General features: G+C 50.0%; 25 protein-coding genes and 1 tRNA gene. 18 read left to right on the top strand and 8 right to left on the bottom strand.

Annotated elements, in window-relative coordinates:
* Positions 1-74: 74 nt before the first annotated feature.
* From EG028_RS02510 to EG028_RS02495, 4 genes are all read left to right on the top strand, one after another.
* Positions 75-1,070: an alpha/beta hydrolase gene (locus EG028_RS02510; RefSeq protein WP_120514465.1), complete on the top strand. Its 996-nt coding sequence runs from the start codon at positions 75-77 to the stop codon at positions 1,068-1,070.
* Between the two features lie 47 nt (positions 1,071-1,117).
* On the top strand, positions 1,118-1,717 hold the full coding sequence (locus tag EG028_RS02505; RefSeq protein WP_241559038.1) for a DUF4294 domain-containing protein: 600 nt from the start codon (positions 1,118-1,120) through the stop codon (positions 1,715-1,717).
* A gap of 75 nt (positions 1,718-1,792) precedes the next feature.
* On the top strand, positions 1,793-2,524 hold the full coding sequence (gene bshB1, locus EG028_RS02500; RefSeq protein ID WP_120514463.1) for a bacillithiol biosynthesis deacetylase BshB1: 732 nt from the start codon (positions 1,793-1,795) through the stop codon (positions 2,522-2,524).
* 851 nt (positions 2,525-3,375) lie between these two features.
* Positions 3,376-3,579: a hypothetical protein gene (locus tag EG028_RS02495; protein WP_120514462.1), complete on the top strand. Its 204-nt coding sequence runs from the start codon at positions 3,376-3,378 to the stop codon at positions 3,577-3,579.
* A gap of 19 nt (positions 3,580-3,598) precedes the next feature.
* On the opposite strand, the gene EG028_RS02490 is transcribed toward EG028_RS02495, so the two are convergent.
* A complete protein-coding gene (locus EG028_RS02490; RefSeq protein ID WP_123864527.1) occupies positions 3,599-3,850 on the bottom strand; it encodes a hypothetical protein in 252 nt (83 codons plus the stop codon).
* A 126-nt stretch (positions 3,851-3,976) separates the two neighbouring features.
* Between EG028_RS02490 and EG028_RS02485 the strand changes: the two genes are divergently transcribed.
* The 5 genes from EG028_RS02485 (at position 3,977) to EG028_RS02465 (ending at position 6,026) form a co-directional block, all read left to right on the top strand.
* Positions 3,977-4,531, top strand: a complete 555-nt coding sequence (locus tag EG028_RS02485) for a peroxiredoxin (RefSeq protein ID WP_120514461.1) — start codon at positions 3,977-3,979, stop codon at positions 4,529-4,531.
* 67 nt (positions 4,532-4,598) lie between these two features.
* Positions 4,599-5,186 carry a carboxymuconolactone decarboxylase family protein gene (locus EG028_RS02480; RefSeq protein ID WP_120514460.1) on the top strand — a complete coding sequence of 196 codons (588 nt, stop codon included), beginning with the start codon at positions 4,599-4,601 and terminating at the stop codon, positions 5,184-5,186.
* A gap of 116 nt (positions 5,187-5,302) precedes the next feature.
* On the top strand, positions 5,303-5,542 hold the full coding sequence (rpmB, locus tag EG028_RS02475; protein ID WP_119079658.1) for a 50S ribosomal protein L28: 240 nt from the start codon (positions 5,303-5,305) through the stop codon (positions 5,540-5,542).
* Positions 5,543-5,574: 32 nt separating this feature from the next.
* Positions 5,575-5,757: a 50S ribosomal protein L33 gene (gene rpmG / locus EG028_RS02470; protein ID WP_120514459.1), complete on the top strand. Its 183-nt coding sequence runs from the start codon at positions 5,575-5,577 to the stop codon at positions 5,755-5,757.
* A 95-nt stretch (positions 5,758-5,852) separates the two neighbouring features.
* The gene (locus tag EG028_RS02465; protein WP_120514458.1) at positions 5,853-6,026 is read left to right on the top strand and encodes a DUF4295 domain-containing protein; all 174 of its coding nucleotides are present in this window, start codon (positions 5,853-5,855) and stop codon (positions 6,024-6,026) included.
* A 173-nt stretch (positions 6,027-6,199) separates the two neighbouring features.
* Here the strand turns inward: EG028_RS02465 and EG028_RS02460 are convergent, their stop codons facing one another.
* Complete coding sequence (locus EG028_RS02460) at positions 6,200-6,433, bottom strand: hypothetical protein (RefSeq protein WP_120514457.1); 234 nt, start codon at positions 6,431-6,433, stop codon at positions 6,200-6,202.
* 18 nt (positions 6,434-6,451) lie between these two features.
* Entirely contained in the window at positions 6,452-6,913 is a 462-nt protein-coding gene (locus EG028_RS02455; protein ID WP_120514456.1) for a DUF6934 family protein, read from the bottom strand.
* 202 nt (positions 6,914-7,115) lie between these two features.
* Here EG028_RS02455 and ftsY point away from each other — a divergent pair, with 202 nt between their 5' ends.
* The 9 genes from ftsY to EG028_RS02410 all read left to right on the top strand — a co-directional run bounded on the left by ftsY (position 7,116) and on the right by EG028_RS02410 (position 19,971).
* A complete protein-coding gene (ftsY, locus tag EG028_RS02450) occupies positions 7,116-8,078 on the top strand; it encodes a signal recognition particle-docking protein FtsY (protein WP_120514455.1) in 963 nt (320 codons plus the stop codon).
* Between the two features lie 222 nt (positions 8,079-8,300).
* Positions 8,301-9,179, top strand: a complete 879-nt coding sequence (locus EG028_RS02445) for a cupin-like domain-containing protein (RefSeq protein ID WP_120514615.1) — start codon at positions 8,301-8,303, stop codon at positions 9,177-9,179.
* Between the two features lie 187 nt (positions 9,180-9,366).
* Positions 9,367-10,674 (top strand): 30S ribosomal protein S12 methylthiotransferase RimO, encoded by a 1,308-nt coding sequence (gene rimO / locus EG028_RS02440; protein WP_120514454.1) that lies wholly within the window; start codon positions 9,367-9,369, stop codon positions 10,672-10,674.
* Between the two features lie 79 nt (positions 10,675-10,753).
* Positions 10,754-12,520: a DEAD/DEAH box helicase gene (locus EG028_RS02435; RefSeq protein WP_120514453.1), complete on the top strand. Its 1,767-nt coding sequence runs from the start codon at positions 10,754-10,756 to the stop codon at positions 12,518-12,520.
* Between the two features lie 86 nt (positions 12,521-12,606).
* Complete coding sequence (gene glgB / locus EG028_RS02430; protein WP_120514452.1) at positions 12,607-14,586, top strand: 1,4-alpha-glucan branching protein GlgB; 1,980 nt, start codon at positions 12,607-12,609, stop codon at positions 14,584-14,586.
* A 631-nt stretch (positions 14,587-15,217) separates the two neighbouring features.
* Complete coding sequence (locus EG028_RS02425) at positions 15,218-16,132, top strand: DUF4382 domain-containing protein (protein ID WP_120514451.1); 915 nt, start codon at positions 15,218-15,220, stop codon at positions 16,130-16,132.
* A gap of 103 nt (positions 16,133-16,235) precedes the next feature.
* Positions 16,236-16,814, top strand: coding sequence for a toxin-antitoxin system YwqK family antitoxin (locus EG028_RS02420; protein WP_120514450.1), 579 nt, complete (start codon positions 16,236-16,238; stop codon positions 16,812-16,814).
* 207 nt (positions 16,815-17,021) lie between these two features.
* Positions 17,022-18,947, top strand: a complete 1,926-nt coding sequence (locus EG028_RS02415; RefSeq protein ID WP_120514449.1) for an ATP-binding protein — start codon at positions 17,022-17,024, stop codon at positions 18,945-18,947.
* A 382-nt stretch (positions 18,948-19,329) separates the two neighbouring features.
* Complete coding sequence (locus EG028_RS02410) at positions 19,330-19,971, top strand: hypothetical protein (RefSeq protein WP_123864526.1); 642 nt, start codon at positions 19,330-19,332, stop codon at positions 19,969-19,971.
* Positions 19,972-20,077: 106 nt separating this feature from the next.
* On the opposite strand, the gene EG028_RS02405 is transcribed toward EG028_RS02410, so the two are convergent.
* The 5 genes from EG028_RS02405 to EG028_RS02385 form a co-directional block, all read right to left on the bottom strand.
* A complete protein-coding gene (locus tag EG028_RS02405) occupies positions 20,078-20,554 on the bottom strand; it encodes a CinA family protein (protein WP_162946218.1) in 477 nt (158 codons plus the stop codon).
* Positions 20,555-20,638: 84 nt separating this feature from the next.
* Positions 20,639-20,713: transfer RNA gene (locus EG028_RS02400), tRNA-Cys, on the bottom strand.
* 6 nt (positions 20,714-20,719) lie between these two features.
* Positions 20,720-21,943, bottom strand: coding sequence for a sterol desaturase family protein (locus tag EG028_RS02395; RefSeq protein ID WP_120514446.1), 1,224 nt, complete (start codon positions 21,941-21,943; stop codon positions 20,720-20,722).
* Positions 21,944-22,085: 142 nt separating this feature from the next.
* On the bottom strand, positions 22,086-24,479 hold the full coding sequence (locus tag EG028_RS02390; RefSeq protein ID WP_120514445.1) for a glycoside hydrolase family 31 protein: 2,394 nt from the start codon (positions 24,477-24,479) through the stop codon (positions 22,086-22,088).
* Between the two features lie 359 nt (positions 24,480-24,838).
* A complete protein-coding gene (locus EG028_RS02385; RefSeq protein WP_120514444.1) occupies positions 24,839-25,861 on the bottom strand; it encodes a beta propeller repeat protein in 1,023 nt (340 codons plus the stop codon).
* Positions 25,862-25,969 lie beyond the last annotated feature (108 nt).

Raw genomic sequence — 25,969 nt, 5'->3', positions numbered from 1 at the left:
TTTACAACATGATAATAAAGGGCGGCCCGGGAAGGCCGCCCTTTTTGTTATCTTAGCAATATAAACCCTACCCTATGCGCCGGACGTTAAAAACAGCACTAGTCGTAATTGCCCTTTTGGTGATCGTGTATTTTCTGGGGCCGAAGCCCGCACCTCCCGCATTGGGCGGCGCGTTGCCCGGTGTGCCCGATCAGCCGGCCTGGCTGGAGACGTTTATCGGCCAGAAAGAGGCTCAACACCGCCTTCGACCGGGAAATGAGGCCCGTATTGTATGGGCAGGGGCGGAAGGCGAAAAAACGCCTTATAGCGTGGTGTACCTGCACGGCTTCTCGGCCAGTGAAAAAGAAGGCGACCCCGTTCACCGCGATTTTGCAAAACTCAACGGCTATAATCTTTATCTCTCCCGCCTGGATCAGCATGGCATAGATACTTCCGAAGCACTCGAAAAAATGACCGCGCAGGGTCTTTGGGAAGACGCAAAAGAAGCCCTCGCCATCGGTAAACAGCTGGGCAACAGGGTGATCCTTATGGGTACTTCAACCGGCGGCACCCTCGCGCTGTTGCTCGCAGCACAATATCCCAATGACGTGGCGGCCGTTATTAATATGAGCCCGAACATCGCGATCAATGAAAAGATGATCGGGATGCTGGACGAACCGTGGGGCCTGATGGTAGCGCGGCTGGTAAAGGGCGGGAAATACAACGAATACAAACCCGAGAACCCGGAGAAAGCTAAATACTGGTATACCAAATACAGGCTGGAAGCCGTTGTGGAACTGGAAAACCTGGTAGACCACACCATGACGCCAGAAACCTTCGCGCGCATCCACCAGCCGGTGCTGAACCTGTATTATTATAAGAATGAAACCGAGCAGGATCAGACGGTGAAAGTGTCCGCCATACTGGACATGCACAAAGAGCTGGGCACGCCGGACAGCCTGAAAAAAGCAATGGCCATTCCCAAAGCGGGTACACACGTGATTGGCTCCAGCATTACTTCAGGTGACGTGCCCGGTGTGGAAGCCGCCATCATCAGCTGGTGGCGGGAGGTAAACAGGAATCGGAACTAATTCGTATCTTGGGTGGGATCAGGGTTTACCATTAATCGTCAATGACCGTGCTTCGTTATTCGATCATCCTCTCCATATGTATCCTGTGCCTGGCAGGCTCCGCTGCGGCTCAGCAGCGCACCGCTACAGATACCGTAGCCGTCAGGGCTGTGCTGTATGGAAACGACACGATCCCATCCATTACCCTTCACATTTTTGATGTAACAGATAAACTGCCCAGGCGCCTCCGCAAACAACGCGAGCGCTGGACCAGGCTGCGCAACGCCGTATATGTGACTTATCCCTACGCAGTATCCGCCGGCCGCATCCTGAAAGATGTGAACCGCGACCTGAAAACCTTTTCCTCCAAAAAAGAACGCAAAGAATACCTGGCCTCCAAGGAAAAACTCCTCAAAGCCGAATTTGGAGATAAGCTCGAAAACCTGTCCGTATACCAGGGAAAAGTACTCATGAAACTCATCCACCGCGAAACAGGCGAAAACTGCTATGATATTGTAAAAGAACTGAAAGGCGGTTTCAACGCGCGGATGTACCAGACCGTGGCCTTTTTCTTCGGCGGCAACCTGAAAAGCGAGTTCAATTCACAGGACGATAAGGACATAGAGCTGATCGTGCAGGAGATACAGCTGTACAACCGCTTCAACTAAATTCCCTCCTCATTTCCCCTGATTTGGAACATCTCCCCATATACCCGACCTTTGCTCGGCAAAATTTAAAGGAACATGAAACTGGACATACTGGCGATAGCCGCACATCCGGATGACGTGGAGTTATCCTGCGCGGGAACACTGATGGTACATGCAAGACAGGGCATGAAGACGGGCATTATAGACCTTACCCGTGGCGAACTGGGCACCCGCGGCACCCCCGAGGGCCGCATCCTGGAAGCGCAGGAGGCCTGCCGGGTAATGGGCGTGGATGTAAGGGAGAACCTGGGGCTGGCGGACGGCTTTTTTCAAAATACCCGCGAAGACCAGCTGAAAGTAGTGGCTGCTATCCGTAAATACAGGCCGGACATCGTGCTGGCCAATGCCATCGATGACCGCCATCCGGACCATGGCCGCGCGGCGCAGCTCATCAAAGACAGCGCCTTCCTGGCGGGCCTCCGCAAGGTCGAGACCTTTGATGAAAACGGGCAGCCCCAGCAGGCATGGAGGCCGAAGCAGGTGTTCCATTTCATCCAGGACCGTTATTTTACCCCTGATTTTGTAGTGGACATCAGCGAAGTGATAGACCTGAAACTGGAAGCCATCAAATGTTTTAAGACGCAGTTCCTGGCAGATAAGGACCATGAGCCGCAGACGTATATTTCCTCCCCCGAGTTTTTCGACAGCGTGATCTACCGGGCAAAGATGCTGGGCAAAATGGTGGGCGTGCCTTATGCGGAAGGGTATACCTCCGCGAAGATGCTTGGCGTAAGAAGTATGAAAGATCTTATTAATGAGACTACCTGAGTTTCGGGATAAATAAAAAGCCGGCTGGAAATGTTCAGCATCCTTAACGTTTTCGGCTGAACACTATCAGCCGGCACCCGAAGCATATCAAAAGCATATCAAGAGCATACCAAAAGCATATCAAAAGCATACTTACCCCCACCCGCTGCCATTTTGATCATCCCTTTCAGGCAAAAATGGCAGCCTTTCCCTGCGGTATAAAGGGCTTTACCGGCCTTTGACCTTTCCGGCAGGCAGCTCGCTGACTGCCGGGTCTACACCGGGTCTACACCGGGTCTACACCGGGTCTACACCGGGTCTACACCGGGTCTACACCCTCTTCGTGATATTATTTTATCATCCCGTTCCTCCTGCTCTCCTATACCTCTCGTATACGTATCCTATACGTATCGTTCACTTTGGATATAAGAGAATATACCATCATTTCATCTCGCTAGCCTTTGTATAAAAGTGGAAAAGATATGGATAGGTCAATTGTCATGAGTATGACAATTGACTTGGGACAGTAATCTGATAGTAGTAGTTGTGTTGTCTAACAGTAACGATACAGTAACCATAAAGTAGTCTAACAGTAGCAGTCTAACAGCATTAGTCAGGTAGGGTAAAGCGTTCAATCAGCAGGGTAAAAGAGTTCGTGGGGCAGCAGAGCAGTAGCAACCAGATTCAAAATTGCCGCTAACGGGGAAGGGATCAAAAGAGATGCGTTCAGGCCGAATTTTGTCCCGGACAGGTAAATGGGAGAGGAGGGCATGGCCAGGCGCTTAAAAGGGCTAAAAACAGCCAAGGCTGACCACCTGGTTTGCACCTGTTGGTCAGCCCTGAATTTATGGTAGGCTGAAAGCCTTAGTTGAATGTTGAACGGTCAGGGGGCGGGAGTTCCTAATTCTGCTATGCTGGTCATTTTGGACGGCCTGGCAAAAAACTTCCCATTTCTGCTCACCGCAGAAATTTTTTCAGAATACGGTACAATGGAACCCGCTGCTGGTATGGTGCATATGGGAAGAGGGGGAGCTCTTCATAACTGCATCCATAACCCGCCTAAACTAGATGAATAAATCCTGTGTAGCGTCAAATTCATCTTGTTTGTTGATGCTGTTTTTGATAAACGGAATCAAAGCAAGGCCAACCGTAAGGATCACTAAAAGTATGTTCTTCAATTTCATAACCTGTCATTTTAAATCTTGCTCTATATATAACTAAATAACGTGCCAAAAGGTTACAGCATTCTGTTAAAAACAACCGTGAATTTTGTCCCTGAAATGCCTGTAAATCCGCAAGTTGTTGCTGGATAAGGGTTTGCTTAAACTGCTGCCTATGAGGATTCAAAATACTATAGATTAAATCGATATTATATGTTAGTAAATCTATTTGATTTTACCCTTTTTGAAGGTGAACTTTGCGGCGGCTTTACGAAATAGCGTAGCATAAAATCAATAAATCCGAGATAGTATCATGAAAAATGCAGTTTTATCAGTAGGGGCACAATTCCCTGAGTTCGCAAAAAAGGCAGTTGTTTCCATCGAAAAAGGGAAAGAATTTTACGACATCTCTTCCGAAGAGATCAAGGCTTCAGGCAAATGGATGGTGATGTTCTGGTGGCCCAAAGACTTTACGTTTGTATGCCCTACCGAAATCGCTGAATTCAATAAACACTACCAGGACTTCGCCGACCGCGACGCTATCCTGATCGGTGCTTCCACAGACACTGAGTTTGTCCACCTCGCCTGGAGAAAAGATCACGACGACCTGCGTGGCCTGCAGTTCCCCATGCTGGCGGATACTTCTAAATCCCTCGCGGACGAGCTGGGCATCCTGGAGGAAAATGAAAAGATCGCTTACCGCGCTACCTTCGTGGTAGACCCCCAGGGTATCGTACGCTGGACTTCCGTTTATGACCTCTCTGTAGGCCGTAACGTGAAAGAAGTGATCCGCGTGATGGACGCCCTGCAAACAGATGAGCTGTGCCCCTGCAACTGGCAGAAAGGCGAAGCTACTATCAATGCTTAATCGACGTCAGTCATTTTTACCGGGCAGGAAACTGCCCGGTATTTTTTAATCCGAAACAAATTCTAATATGTTTGCTACTAATACGCAGGATACTGCGCAACAGATATTGCAGGTGGTGGGCCTTCCCACTGCGGAAGTGCCCGCTAAGCTGGCTGCATTGGCGGCCGTGGATGCGCGTTACCTGAAAGACCTCAAGATCAATATCACCAATGCGCTGGAAGCGGCTACGCTGCCTAAAAAAGACGCTTACCTGCTGGGCCTGGCCGTGGCGGTGAACGAGAAGCTGCCCACCCTCCAGGCTGGTTTTGAGCAGCTGGCCCTGGCGGCCGGTGCTACGGACAAGGAAGTGGCCGAGGTGGTGAGCTGCACCTCCCTGATGAACGCAAACAACGTGTTTTACCGTTTCCGCCACTTCGTGGGAAAGGAGTTTTATACCTCGGCGCCTGCCGGCATCCGGATGAGCATTATGGCAAACCCGGTGGTGGGGAAGGAGTTTTTTGAACTGGTGAGCCTGGTGATTTCGGCGCTGAACGGTTGCGAGATGTGTGTGACCTCCCATGAGGATGCATTGCTGAAGCATGGTACGGAGCAGCAGCGTATTTTGGACGGAGTGAGGCTGGGGGCTGTTGTGCGGAGTTTGGGGGTATTGCTGTGACGTCAAAACTGTCCAATAAAATATACACCGAATAATTATGTGAATAAAAAGACTTCGCATAATTTGATATTTACATAAAATAATGCGACTTTTGCAGTCCAAAATTTTTTAGAATCATGGCTAGAGTATGTCAGGTGACAGGGAAAAAACCGATTACAGGTCATCATGTATCTTTCTCGAACATTAAGACAAAGAGAAGGTTTCTGCCCAATCTGCAGACAAAGCGTTTCTTTTTGGCGGAAGAAGATCGTTGGATCACTTTGAAAGTGTCTGCCGATGGTCTCAGAACCATTAACAAACGTGGCCTGTATGCCGTAGTGAAAGAACTGCGTGCGGAAGGTAACAAAGACATCTAATTCATTAAGGATCAACTTAATCAGAATACAAAATGGCAAAGAAAGGTAACAGGGTGCAGGTAATCCTGGAGTGTACAGAGCATAAAAACTCAGGTATGCCCGGAACTTCCCGCTACATCTCCAACAAGAACAAGAAGAACACTCCGGAGCGTCTGGAGCTGAAAAAGTACAACCCTATCCTGAGGAAGGTGACTGTACACAAAGAAATCAAATAAGGTCAACTTTAATTGTTAGCAGTTAATCGTTTAAGGTTCTTACGATTAGCTCCTTGCACGATTGACTTACAATTAACGCTTAACTTTTATACAAAATGGCAAAACAGGCTTCTAAAAACGCGAAAGTAAAGGACACGAAGGCCGCAGCAGATGCGAAAGTGTGGACTAAAGTGATCAGGGCGGTTCGTTCTCCGAAATCCGGTGCATATACCTTCAAAGAAGCGATTGTGCACAAGGATAAAGTACAGGACTACATTAACCAGAAGTAATTCGGCTTTACTAATCATACTGCAAAAAAGCTGTCCTGATGGACGGCTTTTTGTGTTTTGAAGAAGCCGGATGGGTTATTTACTCATCCGGCTTCTCCGCTGTTTGCTTAATAGGCAAATCCGGGGCATTCCTCTTCTTGTCCTTCAACATCTTCCTTCATTATTACCCTTCTTTAATCTACGGTATTTGCCTCTCTTCCAGCGCCATTATCCATCCGCCCTGGATTATCTTTTTTCGCCCAACTGGTAAGAAGGAGATCCATCTGCTCCCAGTCTATCGCCTGCCGCTGCATTTCCAGTAACCCTTCCAGCGTGAGCGGAGGCCCGTCTACTTTTTGTGGCTTCAGATATGCGGGTAAGGCCCTTTTGCGGGTGTTCTCTTTTGTAATGGATTGATCTTGATTCATATAAATTTATTTTTGATCTCAGGTTCGTCTTTGCGCGGTAAAAAATTCATAGTTTACTCCTGGCCTGAACGCTTCAAATTGCCCCCTGCGGTATCCTTTCAGTAAAAATAACTCGCTGATATAACCCCAATTGGCATTAATCCCCATCTGGTAAAGCCGCGTCCTGGCTGGGGTGCTGCCCCGGACAAATATCTTGCAATCGGGGTGCCTGACGGCAAACTCCAATGCCGTAAAGGCTACCGTTGCCAATACTTTGTCACGGTCATTGTTATTCGACCTGATCCTGTACATATCTTCATCCCGGACCCAGGCATCGTGTATGTCCCCAAAGCTGAGGTTATACAGTGTCTCCCCGTTCATCCGCTCATTTAATTTCGAATAACTTACCAGCTTCCTGATCCTTCCTCTCGGCCCCTGGCTCAAAAACGTAAATTCCGTATAATCCCCGTTGGGAACAAACTCATATTTTTCAAATGGCATCTTTCATCCCATTATTAGGTTAACAAACTTCCCAAATTTACGCCCCACTACAATGGCTCCCCATTTTTTACCCCAATACTTTCTCGCCCCTCACTAACACTTTCTCCGTTTTTCGAACTTTATCCGTCTCGTGCAACATTTGCCGCCTTTCTCCGCTACATTCTGTATTTTCGCCTACATTATTTATTAAGATCGATTTGTTATGGGTTTTTTTGATAAACTCTTTTCCCGCGAAAAGAAGGAAAGTCTGGACCAGGGCCTGCAGAAAACAAAAGAAAGTTTCCTCTCCAAAATAGGCCGCGCCATTGCCGGCAAATCCACAGTTGACGCAGAAGTACTCGATAATCTCGAAGAAGCCCTCGTGGCAGCGGATGTAGGGGTGGATACCACCGTTCGTATCATCAGCCAGATAGAGGCACGCGTCGCTAAAGATAAATACCTGAATACCAGCGAACTCAATCGTATACTGCAAGAAGAAGTTTCGGCAATTCTCGTGGATGCGCCAGACAGCGGTTTCCGTGATTTCGATGTGCCCGAAGGCAAAAAGCCGTATGTGATCATGGTAGTAGGCGTGAATGGAGTAGGTAAAACCACCACCATTGGTAAGCTGGCCTATAACTTCAAAAAAGCCGGTAAATCCGTGCTCCTGGGCGCTGCTGATACTTTCCGCGCCGCCGCCGTGGATCAGCTCACCATCTGGAGCGAAAGGGTGGACGTGCCGATCGTAAAACAACAGATGGGCTCCGATCCCGCCGCTGTGGCCTTCGATACCGTACAGAGCGGTGCTGCCCGCAATGTGGACGTGATTATCATCGATACCGCCGGCCGCCTGCACAACAAACTCCACCTCATGGACGAGCTCAGCAAGATCAAACGCGTGATGAACAAGGTAATACTCGATGCCCCGCACGAAGTGCTGCTGGTGCTGGACGGCTCTACCGGCCAGAATGCACTTGAGCAGGCCCGTCAATTTACCGCGGCTACGGAAGTGACCTCCCTCGCTATTACCAAACTGGACGGCACCGCCAAAGGCGGTGTGGTGCTCGCCATTGCAAACCAGTTCAAGATCCCCGTGAAATATATCGGGATAGGGGAGAAAATGGAAGATCTGCAAGTGTTTGATAAAGAGGCTTTTGTTGATACGCTCTTTAGTGTAAATAGCTGATTGTCAGAAAATAATGATTAAAGCCGGAAGTTCTGCTTCCGGCTTTTTTTGTAATACTACTCATGCTAAATCCGGAGACCTGACATCCATACCCTTTGCCCTTCCCTAATTATCAACGTTTTATACACGTTGTACTATGGATTCATCTATTTGTTAAATTTGGTATCATTTTTTCTCTCTTTTTTGTTGTTTATTGTTTCACCCATTTAACGATTCATGTTTATGCAATTGCAATCCATAGATCGAGTAGAGAACATTACACCAGAAGAATTCAGAAAACGTTATTACGAAAGGCGTAAACCATTGATCGTTACCGGATTGTCAAAATCCTGGCCTGCTTTTGAAAAATGGACCTGGGATTACTTCAAGTCCCTGGTGGGAGACAAAACAGTTGGCGTCTACAATAATGAGCGCGCGGGCGCCAAAACCCTGGTAAACGGCGCGGATGACTATATTACCTTTGGTAAATACCTGGACATGATACAGGAAGGCCCCGTTCAGCTCCGCATATTCCTGTTCAATATCTTCCAGCATGCTCCCCAGCTCGTCAAAGACTTCAACTGGCCGGATTCCCTCATCAAAGGATTCCTGAAAAAATACCCGATGCTGTTTGTGGGCGGAGCCGGCTCCATTGCCCATATGCATTACGATATCGACCTGAGCCATATCCTGCATACCCAGTTCATCGGCCGCAAACGCGTGCTGCTGCTGGAAAATAGCCAGTCGGACTTTATCTACCGCATGCCCATGACGGTGGAAAGTGCCGCCAGCTTCGTGAACTGGAGCGAACAATTGGATGAGCAGCGGTATCCCGCTCTCCGTTACGCCAAAGCCTACACCACTGTATTGGAGCATGGGGACAGCATGTTTATGCCCAGCGGCTACTGGCACCACATGGAGTACCTGGACGGCGGTTTTGCCATGAGCCTCCGCGCCCTGGACCAGAGCATCGGCGGCAAGCTGAACGGCCTGTACCATATCGCCGGCCTGCGCAGTATGAACAACCTGCTGATCAAAATGGCACCGGAATGGTGGTACCACTATAAAAGGAGGGTGGCCAACGAACGCGCGGAACGCGCCATGCGAAAGATACATGCCTGATAAAACATTGTTATAACAATAAATTAACCCTCGACGCATTGGTAAACCTGTGTAATTCAAATTATTTCATTACCTTTGCAACTTCTCATTAGACCTCCACTTAGGCTCATAGTCACTCAAACAGCTTGCCTGCTGTATTTTCCGAGCGTGTCTGCGTGTCTTCGTGGCAAATTCTAAAAATTGCTATTTGAAGACAAGAACTTTAAAGAAAGACAAGGTTAATATTATAACGCTGGGTTGTTCCAAGAATATGGTTGATTCCGAGGTTTTAAGCGGTCAGCTCAAAGCCAATGATATCGACGTGGTGCATGAAAATGCCAAACGTGACCATAATATTGTGGTGGTGAACACCTGCGGGTTTATAGACAAGGCTAAAGAAGAATCCATCAATACCATCCTTGACCAGGTGGAGTTGAAAAGCCGCGGCAAACTGGACAAAGTATTTGTAACCGGCTGCCTCAGCGAACGTTACCGCGGAGACCTTGAAAAAGAGATACCCGGTGTGGATGCCTGGTTTGGCACCATGGAATTGCCCCTTATCCTCAAAAAGTTTGATGCTGATTATAAAGCGGAACTGATCGGCGAGCGCTTGCTCAGCACCCCGTCCCACTACGCTTACCTGAAAATATCCGAAGGCTGCAACCGCACCTGTGCGTTTTGCGCCATCCCGCTGATGCGCGGCCAGCACGTTTCCAAACCCATCGAACAGGTGGTGGCGGAAGCCGAGAAACTCGTGAAAAGCGGTGTGAAGGAGATCATGCTGATTGCCCAGGAACTGACCTATTATGGCCTGGACCTGTACAAACAGCGCCGCCTGGCAGAGCTGCTGCATGCACTGGCGGACGTAAAAGGACTGGAATGGATCAGGCTGCATTATGCCTATCCCACCAAATTCCCGCTGGAGATACTGGATGTAATGCGTGAAAGGGATAATATCTGCAAATACCTGGATATGCCCCTGCAGCACATTGCGGACCCTGTGCTGAAAGCCATGAAACGCCAGATCACCCGTAAAGAGATATTCGACCTGGTGCAGACCATCCGCGAAAAAGTACCCGGCATCTGCCTCCGTACCACGCTGATAGCTGGCTTTCCCGGTGAAACCGAAGAAGATGTGGAAGACGTGAAACGTTTCCTGGAAGAAGTGAGGTTTGACAGGGTAGGAGTGTTCACCTACAGTCACGAGGAAAACACCTCCGCTTATGACCTGGAAGACAATATCCCCGCCGAGGAAAAAGAACGCCGCGCGCAGGATATTATGGAAACGCAGCAGGAAATTTCCCTGGAAAAGAACCAGGAAAAAGTAGGAAAAGTATTTAAAGTAATAGTAGATAAAAAAGAATCCGGCCGATACCTGGGCCGCACGGAGTTCGATTCAGTAGAGGTGGATAATGAAGTGATCATTAACACGGACAAGAAGTTGAAACCCGGAGATTTCGTACAGGTTAAAATTACCAAGGCGTTCGACTATGACTTGGAAGGAGAGCTGGTTTAAAATGGTTTACAACTGATTGACACCGGCGTATTGATCACCCGGCCTGTTAAAAAACAAGCGGGCCACCGAAAAAAATTAAATGACAACATTCGAATCATTAGGACTGCAGGAAAACCTGCTGAAAGCAGTAACAGACCTCGGTTTTGTGAATCCCACCCCGATCCAGGAACAAGCCATCCCCGTATTGTTGGGGGGCGACCGGGATTTTGTGGGACTGGCACAGACCGGTACCGGCAAGACCGCCGCTTTTGGCCTTCCCCTGCTCCATCAACTGGATCTGAAGATCCGCCAGCCCCAGGGTCTCATTTTGTGCCCTACCCGTGAGCTTTGCTTACAGATCACCAACGATCTCAAGAATTTCTCCAAATATCTCGGCGACCTGAGCATTGTGGCTGTATACGGCGGTACCGCCATCGGCCTGCAGCTGCGCGAGCTGAAACGTGGCGCCCACATCGTGGTAGCCACACCCGGCCGCCTGCTTGATATCATCGAGCGCGGCGCCATCAACTTCGACAACGTTCGTTACGCGATCCTTGACGAAGCGGACGAAATGCTGAATATGGGCTTCCAGGAAGACATCAACAGCATCCTGTCCAACACGCCCGAAAGCAAGACCACCTGGCTGTTTTCCGCTACCATGCCCGCCGAAGTACGCCGGATTGCCAAGAACTACATGGAAAATCCGTTTGAACTGACCGTAGGCAGTAAAAACAGCGGCAACGTAAACATCGAGCATGAATACTACGTGGTGCGCCCCCGCGACAAATACGCCGCGCTGAAACGCATCGTGGATTTCAACCCCGAAATCTTCGGCATCATCTTCACCCGTACCAAGATTGAATCACAGGAAATCGCAGAATCCCTCATCCGCGACGGTTACAATGCAGACGCACTGCATGGTGACCTTACCCAGCAGCAAAGGGATAAAGTAATGAAACGTTTCCGTGAAAAATCCATCCAGGTACTCGTAGCTACGGATGTAGCCGCCCGCGGTATTGACGTGGACAATGTTACGCACGTAATCAACTACGAGCTGCCCGATGACGTGGAAAACTACACCCACAGGAGTGGCCGTACCGGCCGCGCGGGCCGTACCGGTATTTCTATCGCCATTATCAGCGGCAGGGACATCGGGAAGATCCGCCAGATCGAGCGCGTGCTGGGCAAAAAGTTCGTGAAATCCGAAGTGCCCGATGGGTTTGCAGTATGTGAAAAACAACTCTTCGCCCTCGTGCATAAAGTGCATAACGTAACCGTAAACGAAGAACAGATCGATCCCTACCTGGGACGTATATACGAAGAATTTGCAGACCTGTCTAAAGAAGACCTGATCCGCCGCTTCGCTTCCCTGGAATTCAACGAATTCCTGGAATATTACGAAAACGCTCCGGACCTGAACGTGAAGGAAGAACGCCGGGGTGCCGACGAAAACTCCATGAGCAGCCGCGGCACGGGCAAATTCACCCGCCTGTTCATCAACCTGGGCTCCGTGGACAATTTCACCCGCGGCGATATGCTGCGCTTCATCTGCGACAATACCGGCCTTCGCGGCAACAAGATCGGCCGTATCGACCTGAAAGGCGTTTACTCCTTCTTTGAGGTAGAAAACGATGTGGTGGAAAAAGTACAGCAGAGCTTCACCAAAGTGGAATACAACGGCCGTTCCGTAAGGATCGAGACCTCCCAGGATGGCGACAAACGCAAATCCGGCGGCGGTGGTTTCCGTTCCTACGGCGACAAGCCCCGTAAATCATGGTCTGGCGGCGAAGACGGAGGTTTCCGTCCCCGCCGCGAGTTCTCCAAAAGCGGTGGCGGTGGAGGCGGTTTCCGCGGAAAACGTTCATAAACATCTTCACAGATAAATAAATTCAACCCGCAGGCAATAGTTTGCGGGTTATTTTTTACCTTGTATGAAAGCATTCAGAGCAAGGTATGGCGACCCAACAAAAGAAAAACATAATTCCACGCGATGAAGAACCCTTCCGTAAGCTGGAGCCCGTTGAACCCTTTTCATTATTTTCAGCAAAGGACATCCAGTTATTCCAGGAAGGCTCGCATGACCGCCTGTACGAGAAATTCGGGTCACACGCCCTGACATACGAAGGCGTGACCGGCACCTACTTCGCCGTCTGGGCCCCTAATGCCGCTTTTGTGTCCGTCATAGGAGACTTTAACAGCTGGAACACTTACAGTCATACTCTTTTTCCCCGCTGGGACAAGTCCGGCATCTGGGAAGGGTTTGTGCCTCATCTCAAAGAAAATACCCTTTATAAATACTTTATCCGCTCCAATTCCGGGGAAGAGCTCCGCAAGGGAGATCCTTTTGCCAATCATTGGGAAGTAAGGCCCAAAACGGCTTCCGTCACTACAAACCTGCAATACAAGTGGAAAGACACGGCCTGGATGAACAAACGTGCCGGCAAAAACAGCCTTGTCAGCCCGTTTTCCGTGTACGAAGTGCATCTTGGCTCCTGGCGCCGCCCGGATCCCGATAACCACGAAGTATTTTACAGCTATCGCGACATGATCACCATGCTGGTGCCTTACGTGAAGGATATGGGCTTCACCCACGTGGAGTTTATGCCCATCATGGAGCACCCGTTCGACGGTTCCTGGGGATACCAGCTTACCGGTTTTTACGCGCCCACCAGCAGGTATGGCTCTCCCCAGGACCTGATGGCCCTGATAGACGCATTCCACCACGCCGGCATCGGGGTGATCCTGGACTGGGTGCCGTCTCATTTCCCCTACGACGAGCACGGCCTTTACCGCTTCGACGGCAGCCACTGCTATGAGTATGCGGACATGCGCAAAGGTTTCCACCCGGACTGGAACAGCTATGTGTTTAACTACGCCCGCAACGAAGTAAAATCGTTCCTGCTCAGCAACGCCTGTTTCTGGCTGGACAAATTCCATATAGACGGCCTCCGCGTAGATGCCGTGGCCTCCATGATCCACCTGGATTATTCCCGTAAAGCAGGAAGCTGGGAGCCTAACGTCCATGGCGGTAATGAGAACCTGGAGGCGGTCGCTTTCCTGAAAGAGCTGAATTCTGTCATCTATTCCCGCTTCCCGGATACACAAACCATCGCCGAGGAGTCCACCTCTTTTTATGGTGTTTCCCGCCCGGTATTTATGGGGGGGCTTGGTTTTGGCATGAAGTGGATGATGGGCTGGATGAACGATACACTGGACTATTTCAAAAAAGACCCCCTTTTCCGGAAATGGTATCACAACCAGATCACTTTCAGCATCATGTACGCTTTCAGCGAGAACTTTATGCTCCCGCTCAGTCATGACGAAGTAGTGCATGGCAAAAGCCCGATGATCTATAAAATGCCCGGTGACGACTGGCAGCAGTTTGCCAACCTGCGGTTGTTGTACAGTTATATGTTCACCCACCCGGGCACCAAACTGCTCTTTATGGGTGGTGAGTTTGGCGACACGAAGGAATGGAACTACAAATCAGAGCTGGGCTGGGACCTGCTGAAACATCCTACCCATACAGGTCTTCAACAGTATGTAAAAGCCCTCAATAAACTGTATACGACAGAAACCGCGTTATACAGCACCCAGTTTGAAGGCAAGGGTTTTGAATGGATACACCTGGCGGACCAGGAGAACAGCATCCTGGTGTTTGCCCGTAAAAGCGACAAAGGCGAGGTACTGCTCATTGCCCTGAACATGACGCCTATACCCCGGGAAGATTATCCCATCGGTATTCCCTGGGGCGAGCCTTTCGAAGAGATACTCAACAGCGATTCCCCGGACTTCTACGGAAGCGGGGTGGTCAATACAGGTACGCTGAAACCCGTCCCCGGCAAGTTTGGCAAGCCATACGATATTCACTTGCGGCTCCCGCCCCTGGGCGCCACAATCCTCAAAAAGCTCCCCTCCGGGGGGCGCGGATGAATGCTTATTATTTGAAAAAATACTGAGCACGCCGGCATTAAAAACATTGCCCAGTTTATTTTTTCAAATAATAAGCATTCATCCGCTGTATATCTCCCCTAAAAAATAAGAATGATGGTGAGACTGGTTGTCGTTTGTTAACAAAAATGAGCACAGCCGTTCAGCAATTAACTATAGTCGGTTCGTAACCAACCTAACTCTTTTAATTTTCTTTTTCAATCAGCGTTCACTTGTATTATCTCAGAAAGAACCTCTTAACTAATTTATTATCAATTTTTTATAGATAAACTGATCAGGGGTGTCCGCCCCTTCGTCAATTCCTTGATTTGCCGGGGGAGCGGAGTTGTTAATTGATTTTTTCAAAAAATACTGAGCCCCTTGCCCTAAATAACACTGCCCAGTTTATTTTTTGAAAAAATCAATTAACAACGGAGCGATTTTTTTATGGGGGTATTAAACTTTCCCCGAAACACACGATCAAAGGGATGCTGCAATAAGGAACTGTGAGAATGCGTTTTTAATTACCATTATCTGAAGTACAACACGGACATCATCCTCCGCGTGATGATGCCGGACCATATAAGAGCTTTAACCGGGTTGAAAAACTATCACTCTTAAACCATTCTTTATTATGAAAAACATGTTCCGTAAAATGGGCCTGCCGGTGTTGTTGTTGGGCACCCTTTCCGTTATTATTTACGCATGTACAAAAAACAATTCGGCTGAGCCCCAGGCGGTACCCGAAGGTATGCAAAAGGTGAGCCTCATGCTGACGGACGACCCCGGCCTTTTCGACAAAGTTATGATTGACATCCAGCGGGTGGAAGTGCTCGTGGATACCTGCAATCGCGGCAATGGAGACCGCAATGACGATGACGACCGCTGGGATGACCGCGACCGCTGCGGCTGGTGGGAAGACTGGAAAGATAAAGACAAAGACAAGGATTGCGACGTTTGGGATACCCTCGGCATCAACCCCGGTATATACGATCTGCTGCAACTCCGCAATGGTGTGGACACCAGCCTGGCAAACGGCGTTATCCGCAAAGGCCGCATCGAAAAGATCCGTATCACCCTCGGCCCCAACAATTCACTCGTTAAAGACAGCATAACCTATCCGCTTAAATCCATCAATGGACAGGTGAAAATCCTGATCAAAGTAAGGCACGAAGAATGGGACGAAATCACCCCGGACAACCTCCAGCTCTGGCTCGACTTCGACGTTCAGCGCTCTATCATCCAGGTGAGCAGGGGCAAATTTATCCTCAAACCGGTCATCCATGTATGGACCGTACGCCAGACCGGCTCTGTGTCCGGTAAAGTATTACCCACAGACGCACAGGCCGTTATCACCGTTTTCAACAGCCTCGATTCCCTCTACGCCATACCCGGCAGGCAGGGCGAGTTTAAAGTACGCGGCCTCAAAACAGGTACTTACAGCGTATTTGTGAACGCCGGCAACGGGTACAGGGATACTACCGTCACGGACGTTAAAATAGAACGGAATAAGGATACAAAACTGCCAACTATGACGTTGAGACGATAAACATTAAAACCTGAATTTTCCAAGATAAAAGGCCCCGGATATACACGGGGCCTTTATCATTTGAAGAAAAAGATTAATTTGTGATCATAAATCCATTCCTCCTGTGAAAAAAATATGCTTACTCATCATTTGCAGCTGCTTTGCACTGCTGGCCTCCGCTCAAACCGCTGCCAACCAGACGGATGCCAAAAAACGTAAACAGGGCCCATGGGTGGAACAGGTGCCGTCTATCCGCGGCGAGCCCGGATACAGCTGGGAAGGCATTTATAAAAACGACCGCAGGGAAGGCATCTGGAAAAAATATACCCCCGATGGTGATATCATGGCGGAAGAAACCTTCAAGAACGGCGTACTGGATGGCCTTTGTAAATATTTTTACCCCAATGGCAGGGTCAGCGCCGTAGGCAATATGCTGTCCGTGGACATCGACGGGCAGAAAGACACCATCGTGGTGATAGACCCCGTGAGCGGACAGGAGAACCTGACGGAAGTAACGCGGAAAGGTTATTCCGTAAAACATGGCGAGTGGAAAGTGTATGATGAAGACGGCACAATGATGCGTGAAACCTATGAAAGGGGAGAGTTTAGCAATTCCGTGATCGGCAACCGGCCTAAATCCCAGAGCACGCCCCTGCCGCACGAAGCAGCCACAGGCGGCAAAAAGAAGAAAGGAAAAGAATAAATCCGTTTTAGCACTTAATACGTATATACCACGTCAGGACAGAATTTTTTATTTTTAGTACCGATCGTATCCACCCATTTGGACTATTTGACCAAAACTAAATTGCAACCCGGCCGAATCACCAGATCCCGGCCTGTGAAATGAAAAACCGTTGAAATTGGCCGGGCATCATTATTCCAAGCTGTTTGTTTTTTAAACCTATTCGTGATGACGCGTTTTTTATCCCAATCATTCCGTGCCCGTATGCAGCAGGTATACAGGACAGGTATTCTGCAGATTTCAGGAAAAGAAGAAGCAAGAAGAATTAAAGTCGTGAACGTGGTGAGCTTCGCCTCCGGCGTGCTTGTTGCCGTGTATGGCATTTCGTTTTACCTCCTGCTGCATTCGATGCTGATACTCATTCCCGCCGTTTGTTTTTTCTGTCCCGCTTTTTTTGCCACCATCTGGCTCAACGGGAGGCAGAGATATACGGTATCACGGATAGGGTTACACGTTTTGTACATTCTCGTGATCCTGTATTATGGCAGCATCCTTGGGAGAGTCACGGAAGTGCAGCTGCTTGCGGTGTTCATGATGAGCGTAGCCCTGCTCATCTGGCGCCCGCAGGAAAAAGCGCCACGCATCGTATGTGCTTCCATGCCAATTATCTGCCTCGTTATCCTTGAATTTATTTATTACTTTCACCTCGTAGAACCGCTACCGTTAAGCCAGACCACCCAGAACATCTACCGCTGGATGGTGATGCCGGTAGTGCTGTACCTCAACTATTTAGCCATTAGCCTGTACCAGGACAATATCATGGACCTGCTGCGGGCGCTGCGGAGCCGCAACATCTCGCTTTCGGGCAGCCGCAGGGAAATAGAGCGGCAGCGCAGGGAACTGGAAAAATATAATAAAGAGCTGGAACAGATCGTGCGGGAACGTACCTTTGCCCTGATTAAAGCCAACACAGCCAAAACCCAGTTCATCAGCGAACTGAGCCATGAAATAAGAACGCCTTTGAACACCCTTGCCGGTTTGAGCGAACTGCTGAGCGATGAGCTGAGCAGGCTGGACAACGCCACAGGAGTACAGGCACGGCAAATGGCACGCAGTATGAATGCGGTGAGCCACAATATTATGGAACTCGTAAACAGTGTTTTAGAATTGTCAAAGATCGAAGCAGGAACTACCGATGAACTGAGGCCGGAACCTTTCTCCCTGAAAGAATGGCTCAGGCATACCGTGAGCATATACCAGAGCATCGCCAGCAAAGAATCCATCCTTATTCACCTGGAGATAGACAGCCGTTTCCCGGAGATGATCCTCTGCGACAAAATGATGCTCGGCCAGGTGGTGAACAATCTCCTTTCCAACTCACTGAAATTTACTTCCGCCGGCAAAAACATCCGCGTGCGCTGTTTTCATAAACAAACCACGCTGTTCCTGCAGGTATGCGACGAAGGCAGAGGCATTACAGACGACCAGATAGACGCCATTTCCGAGCCTTTCGAACAGGGCGGCGAGCTGTACCGCCAGCTGGGCGGCAGCGGCCTGGGGCTGGCCATTGCCAAACGAAAAGCTGAAACAATGGGAGGGAACCTTCGCGTGAGCAGTACTCCCGGCGAAGGCAGTAATTTCCTTATCACACTGCCGCTGCTGGTGAGCGAAGAGATACAGGAGCTGCCAGCGCCTGCAAATGAACTTCCCAATCTTCCCCCCGATTCCAAAATACTGGTGATGGACGATAACGATATCGATCACACCATCATGAAACATTTTCTCGCCCGCCTGGGCATTACACAGGTATGGTTTGCCCACGACGGAGCGGAAGGCATCGAAATGACGCGCAGCCTGAAACCTGACGTCATTCTTATGGACCTTCACATGCCCGTGATGAGCGGGCGCGATACTTTCCTGTATCTCCGTAAAGACCATCAGTTGCAACACATCCCCGTAGTAGCCGTTTCTTCCGATGCATTTAAAGAGCAGGAGCAGGAATATATCCGCCTCGGCATGGACGGGTACATTCGAAAACCCGTGGAGCCAAAGGTGCTGCATGCCGTACTGGAGAAGCTGTTACGATATGATACACAGCACATTCACGCAGCGATCAACGGTGGAAAAATTGAGCTGTCCAATCCTGCACTTTAGCCGGTTAAAATCTCATTCCGGGGCCCTGCTTGTTTTCTCATAACTGATTTGAGTGTTTCTTGGCCTGGAAATCAACTTCCACCTGGAACAAATATCATTTTTATACTCCCCTGCGGTGTTATAACCGGGACCGTATTCAACCGTGTGCCCGGCCAGCGAACTACCGTTGCAAGAACTTTCCGGTAGCTGTGGGCGCAATGCCGGCCTTCGGGCGGATGGCAATTGGCGGTATATGAATGCATTTATATCCTTTTATCATAAGCATTATTTAGATTTTGGATGTGTAGCCGGGAATGTCTATTCCCGGCATTTTTTTGCCGCTTTCATGGCCAGGGCTGTTTTATGGCATAGTTTTCTCTTTTTATGAATGAAAGAAGGATGTATGGAAACTATAGACATTACACTCGCCATCCCGCCGCAACTGACCGGCAACAGTACAAATGACTGCCAGTCCATTATACTCCCCAGCAAAGACCAGGCGCGGCTCCTGTTCGAAAAAGCTATGAACCGGTTATTATCGGTCAATAAATGGAAAGAGTTCTGCGGCAACGGCGGCGCATCATTCCAGCTTATCAGCGGGGAAGGCCTGCCCCAGGACCGGACGGCCGTTCCCGGCGATTATATCCGCATCAATGTACCAGGCCCGGGCAGCCGCGAAGGAGCGGGGTTTGACTGGGTAATGGTGGAAGATATACGGGAACAGATCTATGTGCCGGACGCATCGTTTTCCTTTATCATGCGCGTGAGGCCCGCAGCCCGTCCCGGGCAGCCCAAAGGGCGTATTTCCCATTTCTTTAAGCAATATGCCACCAGTTCGTTTATGGTGGAGCTGAAAGGCCGCGAAGTAAAAGCCGGTGTGTATGGAAGAAACGAAGTGCCGAATACCGCGGTGCGGAAAGTATGGGATAAGATCAGGAATTTTTTTACTGCAACCGCCGCCATGATGGGCTACTCGCATTTTCAATGGAAGAAGCTGGTGAACGGCATCCTGGACCCGGCAAACACCAAACGGAAAATGTTGTGACAGCGGGAACGCGAGTTCATAAAAAACGCCGAGGTTGCTGTAACTGGTGCAATGAGTTAAAAAATGCATAGAATGTGGAAAACGTGCCCCACGCCGGAATTCCGCATTAGTGCCCGTAAGTCAGGATATTGGCGAATGCGGACAACGCCATCTCCGCATACCATTCCTGTACCGCCGAAGGTGTAGCCGATGTGGCGTGCAGCTGTTGAGACAGCAATAGTTCATCCCCTTGCGTAATGGCATACCAGGCATACAGCCTGTTGTCCGACTCTGGCACCGGTGTGGCGTAGCCTGTAATGCTGAGGCCCCATTGACTGCAGAACAGCCTGCATACATTTTTCGCCATTTCTATCGCCACCTGTTCATCCACACAATTGCAACTCTGCGCGTGAATAGGTTCCACACGCAGATGCCGGTATTTCTGCCCCAGGTTATACGCTGTAATGCCGCCCTGGAAAAACTGCGCCGCATCTTCAGCACCCGCCAGCCTGAACTGTAAAAGCCCCGCCGTTACGCTTTCCGCCACCGCCACTGTTTTCCTGCCTCTCAATAACTGGTCACGGATGATCCGGATATTAGTCATGCCCATAACGGCTTAAATATTATGCCAATCAGCGCACAAAAAAAGAGGAAGATGAGTGATCTTCCTCTTTTTCATTTTAATGGCTGGATAGCCGCGGGTGGAATCGAACCACCGTGAAAGGCTTTGCAGGCCTTTACCTAACCCCTCGGCCACGCGACATTTATTTTAATGGATGCGCTGGAAAAGCCAGCGTTTGAAGGATTCTTCGATCTTTGAGAAATAAAATGTAAGCAGCCCCACGAAGATCAATACGCTCACAAATACATACAGGTGCTGGAAATACAGCATGCAGGTAACCGCCAGCAAGAGCATCCGCGCATATTCCAGGTAAAAGAACCATTTCTTTTGTTCCAGTATTGCCCCGGTATTGACGAGGCTGATCAGTATAAACAGTACAATAAAAACCGCCAGCCCCGCGGGTATATACGCTTCCAGCAGGCTCACCACAAACAGGAGGCTGATGCTGATCACCGTTTGTATAATGATATAGATACGCTGCCCTTTTGTTTGTTTGCGGCTCTCGGTTTTCCGCAGCCAGATATCTTCCAGCTGCCCGCGGATAGCAGGATCGATATCATCCGGTTTGCCGAATATCACGTTCCATCGCTGTTTCCAGCTGGTAGCGCGGCGGAAGGCCGTGCCCAGCTCCAGCATGAAGTGGAACTGCTGCCAGAGAAAACTATGGCTTTTCAGCGGCGTGGTAAGGCCGTATACACAAGGTTCTTTTTCGTCTTCCCTCACAAAGGTGCCGAACATCTTATCCCAGATGATCAGTACATCGCCATAGTTTTTGTCGAGGTACTTTTCGTTGGATGAATGATGTACGCGGTGATGGGAGGGCGTCACCATAAAATATTCCAGGATGCCCAGCCTGCCGATGGTTTGCGTATGAATAAAAAACGGGTACAGGCCGTGCACCAGCAGCAATGCTGTAATCATAGCGGGAGGGAAGCCTATCAGCGGCAACACGGACCAGAACAGGCAGCGCGCCGCCGCCTGGAATACGGTGATGCGGGCGGACACCGTATAGTTAAAATCCTCGCTCTGGTGATGCACTACATGCGCTGCCCACAGGACGTTCACCTCGTGCGCCAGCCGGTGATACCAGTACCATACCAGGTCTGTAGCGAGGAACAGCAGGAACCAGGTCGCCCAGTTCGGCCTGATGTCCCATATCGCGAAATGACGGTAGATGTAGTCGAAAAAGAAATAAAATAAACCCGTTACAAAGATATCCAGCAGTCTTTCCGCGATACCAATGTTCAGGTTGGCAATAGATTCCGCAAATTGGAAATAGTTCTTCCCCGTTCTTCGCGAAACAAGGTATTCCAGCCCGATAAAGAACAGGAAACCGCCAATGGAGAGTGCAATCCAGTTCAGGTGATGCATAAAGTCTTTAATTAGTCTACCAATCTTGTAGACAAATATAGAAGATTGGTTTTTAACAGACAAACATTTTTTAGGAAGGCATAAAAAACGGGACCATATTGGTCCCGTTTCAGTATAGTATCATAGTTTTCAGCTGTTCAGATTACCTGAGTATCAGCTCCTCGAATTTCCTTTCCAGGTGCAGCTCCACAACGCCCTGTACAAAATGCGCGGGCAGCAGGGGCTGGACAGCGCCGTCCAGTATATATTCTTTCGGCGTAAAAGGCAGTCCGTGCACGCGTACGCGGTGATGGGTATAGTCCATATCGTAGCGGCCCACAAACTTTTTCTTCAGGCGGAACTGCTGCGCATCGGAGGTCTGTTTGAAACGCACAAGGTTGTACTGCCCGGTTTTGTAAGCATAATGATCGCCGGCATCTTCGTAGAGGATGCTGTGCGTGGTGCCTTCTCCATGATATACCTGGAGGATCATTTCCATGATCTTTTTCTGGCCTACATATTCCATGTCAGGATACTGCGATACCACGGAGCCGCCTTTTACAAACAGCGGCATTTCCGCGAGCGGTGTGGGCACCGTTACAGCCTGGCCGCCGGTGAATCGCTGGTCGTTGAAATAATAATACCAGGTGCCTTCCGGAAGGTATACGGATTTGGATTTCATGCCTGCTTCGCTAACGTGGCTGATCAGCAGGCTGTCTCCCAGCATCCATTCATGATTGAGGTCATGGGTTTCCGGGTCTTCCTGCGCTACGAACGCCAGCGGCCGCAACATAGGCGTGCCATAGGCGGCGTATTGCCAGAAAGTGGTGTAGATATATGGCAGCAGCCTGTAACGGAGCTGGATAAACGATTTTACGATGGCTTCATATTCGGGGCCAAAGCTCCACGGATCCTGGTCAAAGCCGGTTTCGTTGCTGGCCGAGTGTGTACGCATCAGCGGGTGGAATGTGCCCAGCTGTATCCAGCGGGTGTACAGTTCGCCGTCCGGCTCGCCGATGAAGCCGCCGATGTCGCTGCCGGCAAAGGAAAGACCGGAAACGGAGAGGCGCTGGCATTGCACGGAAGCCAGCCAGAGATGTTCCCAGGAAGCGATGTTGTCTCCCGTCCAGACAGAACTCCAGCGCTGTGTGCCGGAGTAGGCGGAGCGGGTGATCACGAAGGGGCGGTGGGGCATCAGGTGTTTTTTGAGGCCCGCCGCCGTGGCTTTGCTCATGAGGTGGCCGTATACGTTGTGCGCCTTGCGGTGGCTTACATTTTCGCCGTCGTAGTCGTGACGCACGTCTTCGGGGAACGTACCCAGCTCAAATACCGCCGGTTCGTTCATATCGTTCCATACGCCGCGCACGCCGTTTGCTGTAAGGTCTTTGAAGAGGCCGCTCCACCAGTCCCGCACTTTGGGATCGGTGAAGTCGGGGAATACACATTTACCGGGCCACACGTCACCTTCCATCGGCGCGCCGTCCGCGCGTTTGCAGGCGTAACCTTTCTGCACCAGCTCCTGGTAAACAGGATAATCCGGGTCCACTTTGATGCCGGGATCGATGATCACCACGGTTTTGAACCCGTCCGCCGCGAGGCCGGCCAGCAGCCCTTTGGGATCGGGAAAATATTCCTTGCTCCAGGTGAAGCAGCGGAACCCTTCCATATAGTCAATGTCCAGGTACAGCGCATCGCAGGGGATGCCCTTGTCCCGGAAGGTTTTTGCGATATCTTTTACTTTGGTATCCGGGAAATAACTCCAGCGGCACTGGTGGTAACCGAGCGCCCACAGCGGCGGCAGCTCTGCCGTGCCGGTGATGCGGGCGTAGGATTCCGCAACTTTCAGCAATTCGGGGCCGTAAATGAAATAGTAGTTCATTTCGCCGCCGCGTGCCCAGAAGCTGCTCACATCGTCTCTTTCTTTGCCGAAATCGAAGAGGGTGCGGAAGGTATTGTCGAAGAAAATGCCATAACCAATACCGTTGTGAAGACCGTAATAGAAGGGGATGTTGCGGTACAGCGGATCGGTGTCCTTGCTGTAACCGTAAGCATCCGTACCGAAATTTTCCACGCGTTTGCCGCGCAGGTTCAGATCGGTGGGTTTGTCACCCAGGCCGTAGAAAGATTCTCCTTCCTGGATGAGTTTGGTACAGTATACGATCTTGCCGCCTTTCTGGAGGTAATATTGCCAGTGAAAGCCGGTTTCGTCCTGGTTGATGATACGCCCCTCTATATCTGTAATAGTGATCCGCAGGTTTTCCCGCGCTACAAATACGCGGATAGCGGTGGTGATGATCTCAAAGGAATCCGCCCATTCGCGGATCTCGAAATATTCCGGGGATTCTTCCAGTTTTTCACTGAGCGCGTAGGAGAAGTCCCGCTGGAACTGCCCGTCCGCCGCATACCTGAATCGGACGATCTTGTCCGAAATCACCCGCAGTTCGAGGATTGTAGTGGAGGTATAGAAATAAAAGTAGTTTCCTTCCTTTTTCCACGTTTGAATTGTGTCCGGATAATGTTTTACCGAGTATTTACCCGATGATGTTGCCACTTGCATCGCGCCGATCTGTTTCTTTTTCTTAATAATACCCCTGGCCCTGAGGCCGGATTCAATCTAAATTAATCAAAAATTATTTTTTTCCTGCATTAAACGGGGTATTTCCCCCTTTCACAAAAAAAATCCGCGCCTTGGCGAACTTCTACCAAAATATTGCAGTGAGATCAAGTAACTTGTAAGTATATGTACTTTTTGCTTTAACCTATTGTTCCGGTTGTGATACAATAAGCGTATTAAACTCCAGGCGCTCCTTTCCAGGGCGCCTTTTCCTTAACAACTGATTTGCAATTCCCGGCTGATCTTTCCGCATCTTCCCGGTACTTTTATTTTACCTGTTAACGATTGATTTGTATTCACTGTTATTGCGTGATCCGCCATACCGCGATCCTGCCTTTCCCGCCGGCCAGGTATATTTGATTCCCTTTTTTGGCTTTTCTGACTGCATGAAAACCTTCATCTGCCAGTGCGTCCCAGGTTTGCCCGCCGTTCGTGGACAGGTCTGTGCCGGTAGGGCCTGTGGCTATCACCCAATTACGGTCCCGGTACTCCACCGCGGAGCGGTAACCCCGGGGTGCCTGTCGGGGAGCGGCCCAGGTGACGCCACCGTCTGATGTCACCAGGCAATTGCCTTTCTGCTGTTTGGCATCCATATAGTCACCACCTACCGCCACGCCGTTTTTAGTGCCATAAAAAGCGAAGGAAAAGATGCCGGTGGAGGCAATGCCCTGTGTGGCCGGCCATTCTGTAGCGGCCCATTGGGAGCCGCTGTACCGGAAAAAGCGGCTTTTTACGCCGCCGGACGCTATGGCGAAAGTGTTTTTCTTTGGTAAAGCGCGCAGGGTAGTACCGCTGGCGGCAAAACAGGCTTCCCCTTCCGCCGCTTCGGGCATGTCCAGGTCCTGCCAGGAAAGGCCGCCGTCTTTGGTCCGCAGGCCTTTAAAACGGCCGTTTATCGCGTCGCCTACGATCACTCCTTCTTTTTCATTCCAGAAGTCCATCGCGTCCAGGAAAATGCCTTTTGTATCGTTGAAGTATACCTGTTTCCAGTTTTTGCCGCCGTCTTCGGTGAGAAAGATCCGCGCCGGCTCGGCAATGCCCATGATCACAGCCCGGTCCGCCGAAAAGGCCTCTATATCACGGAAATCGCAGCTGTCGCAGCCGGGAATGCTGAACCATTCCCAGTTTTTGCCGCCGTCTACCGATCTCCCTGCCTTACCCTGAGTGCCGGATACCCAGATCACTTCGTCTGAAGGCACGCTCAGCCCGCGGATGCTGCTGATGGGCGCGGTGGTCAGGATCTCGATCTTGTGGAAGATCCGTTGGGCATGGGCGTTTGCAAATATTGCGGTAAAAAGGATGAACAGGATAACCCTGGATTTCATAAAACATCAATTTGTAGCAATAATAAATAAGAAAAATGCAAATTTGTTACAAAGTGTAAGGTAGAATTATATATTTGCATTCACCGCAAACATGCTAATACCCTTTTA

This window comes from Chitinophaga barathri (assembly GCF_003807585.1).
In the GTDB taxonomy this organism is placed as follows: domain Bacteria; phylum Bacteroidota; class Bacteroidia; order Chitinophagales; family Chitinophagaceae; genus Chitinophaga; species Chitinophaga barathri.
Note: the sequence above shows the minus strand (reverse complement) of the source record. Positions and strands in the feature narration are given on the sequence as shown.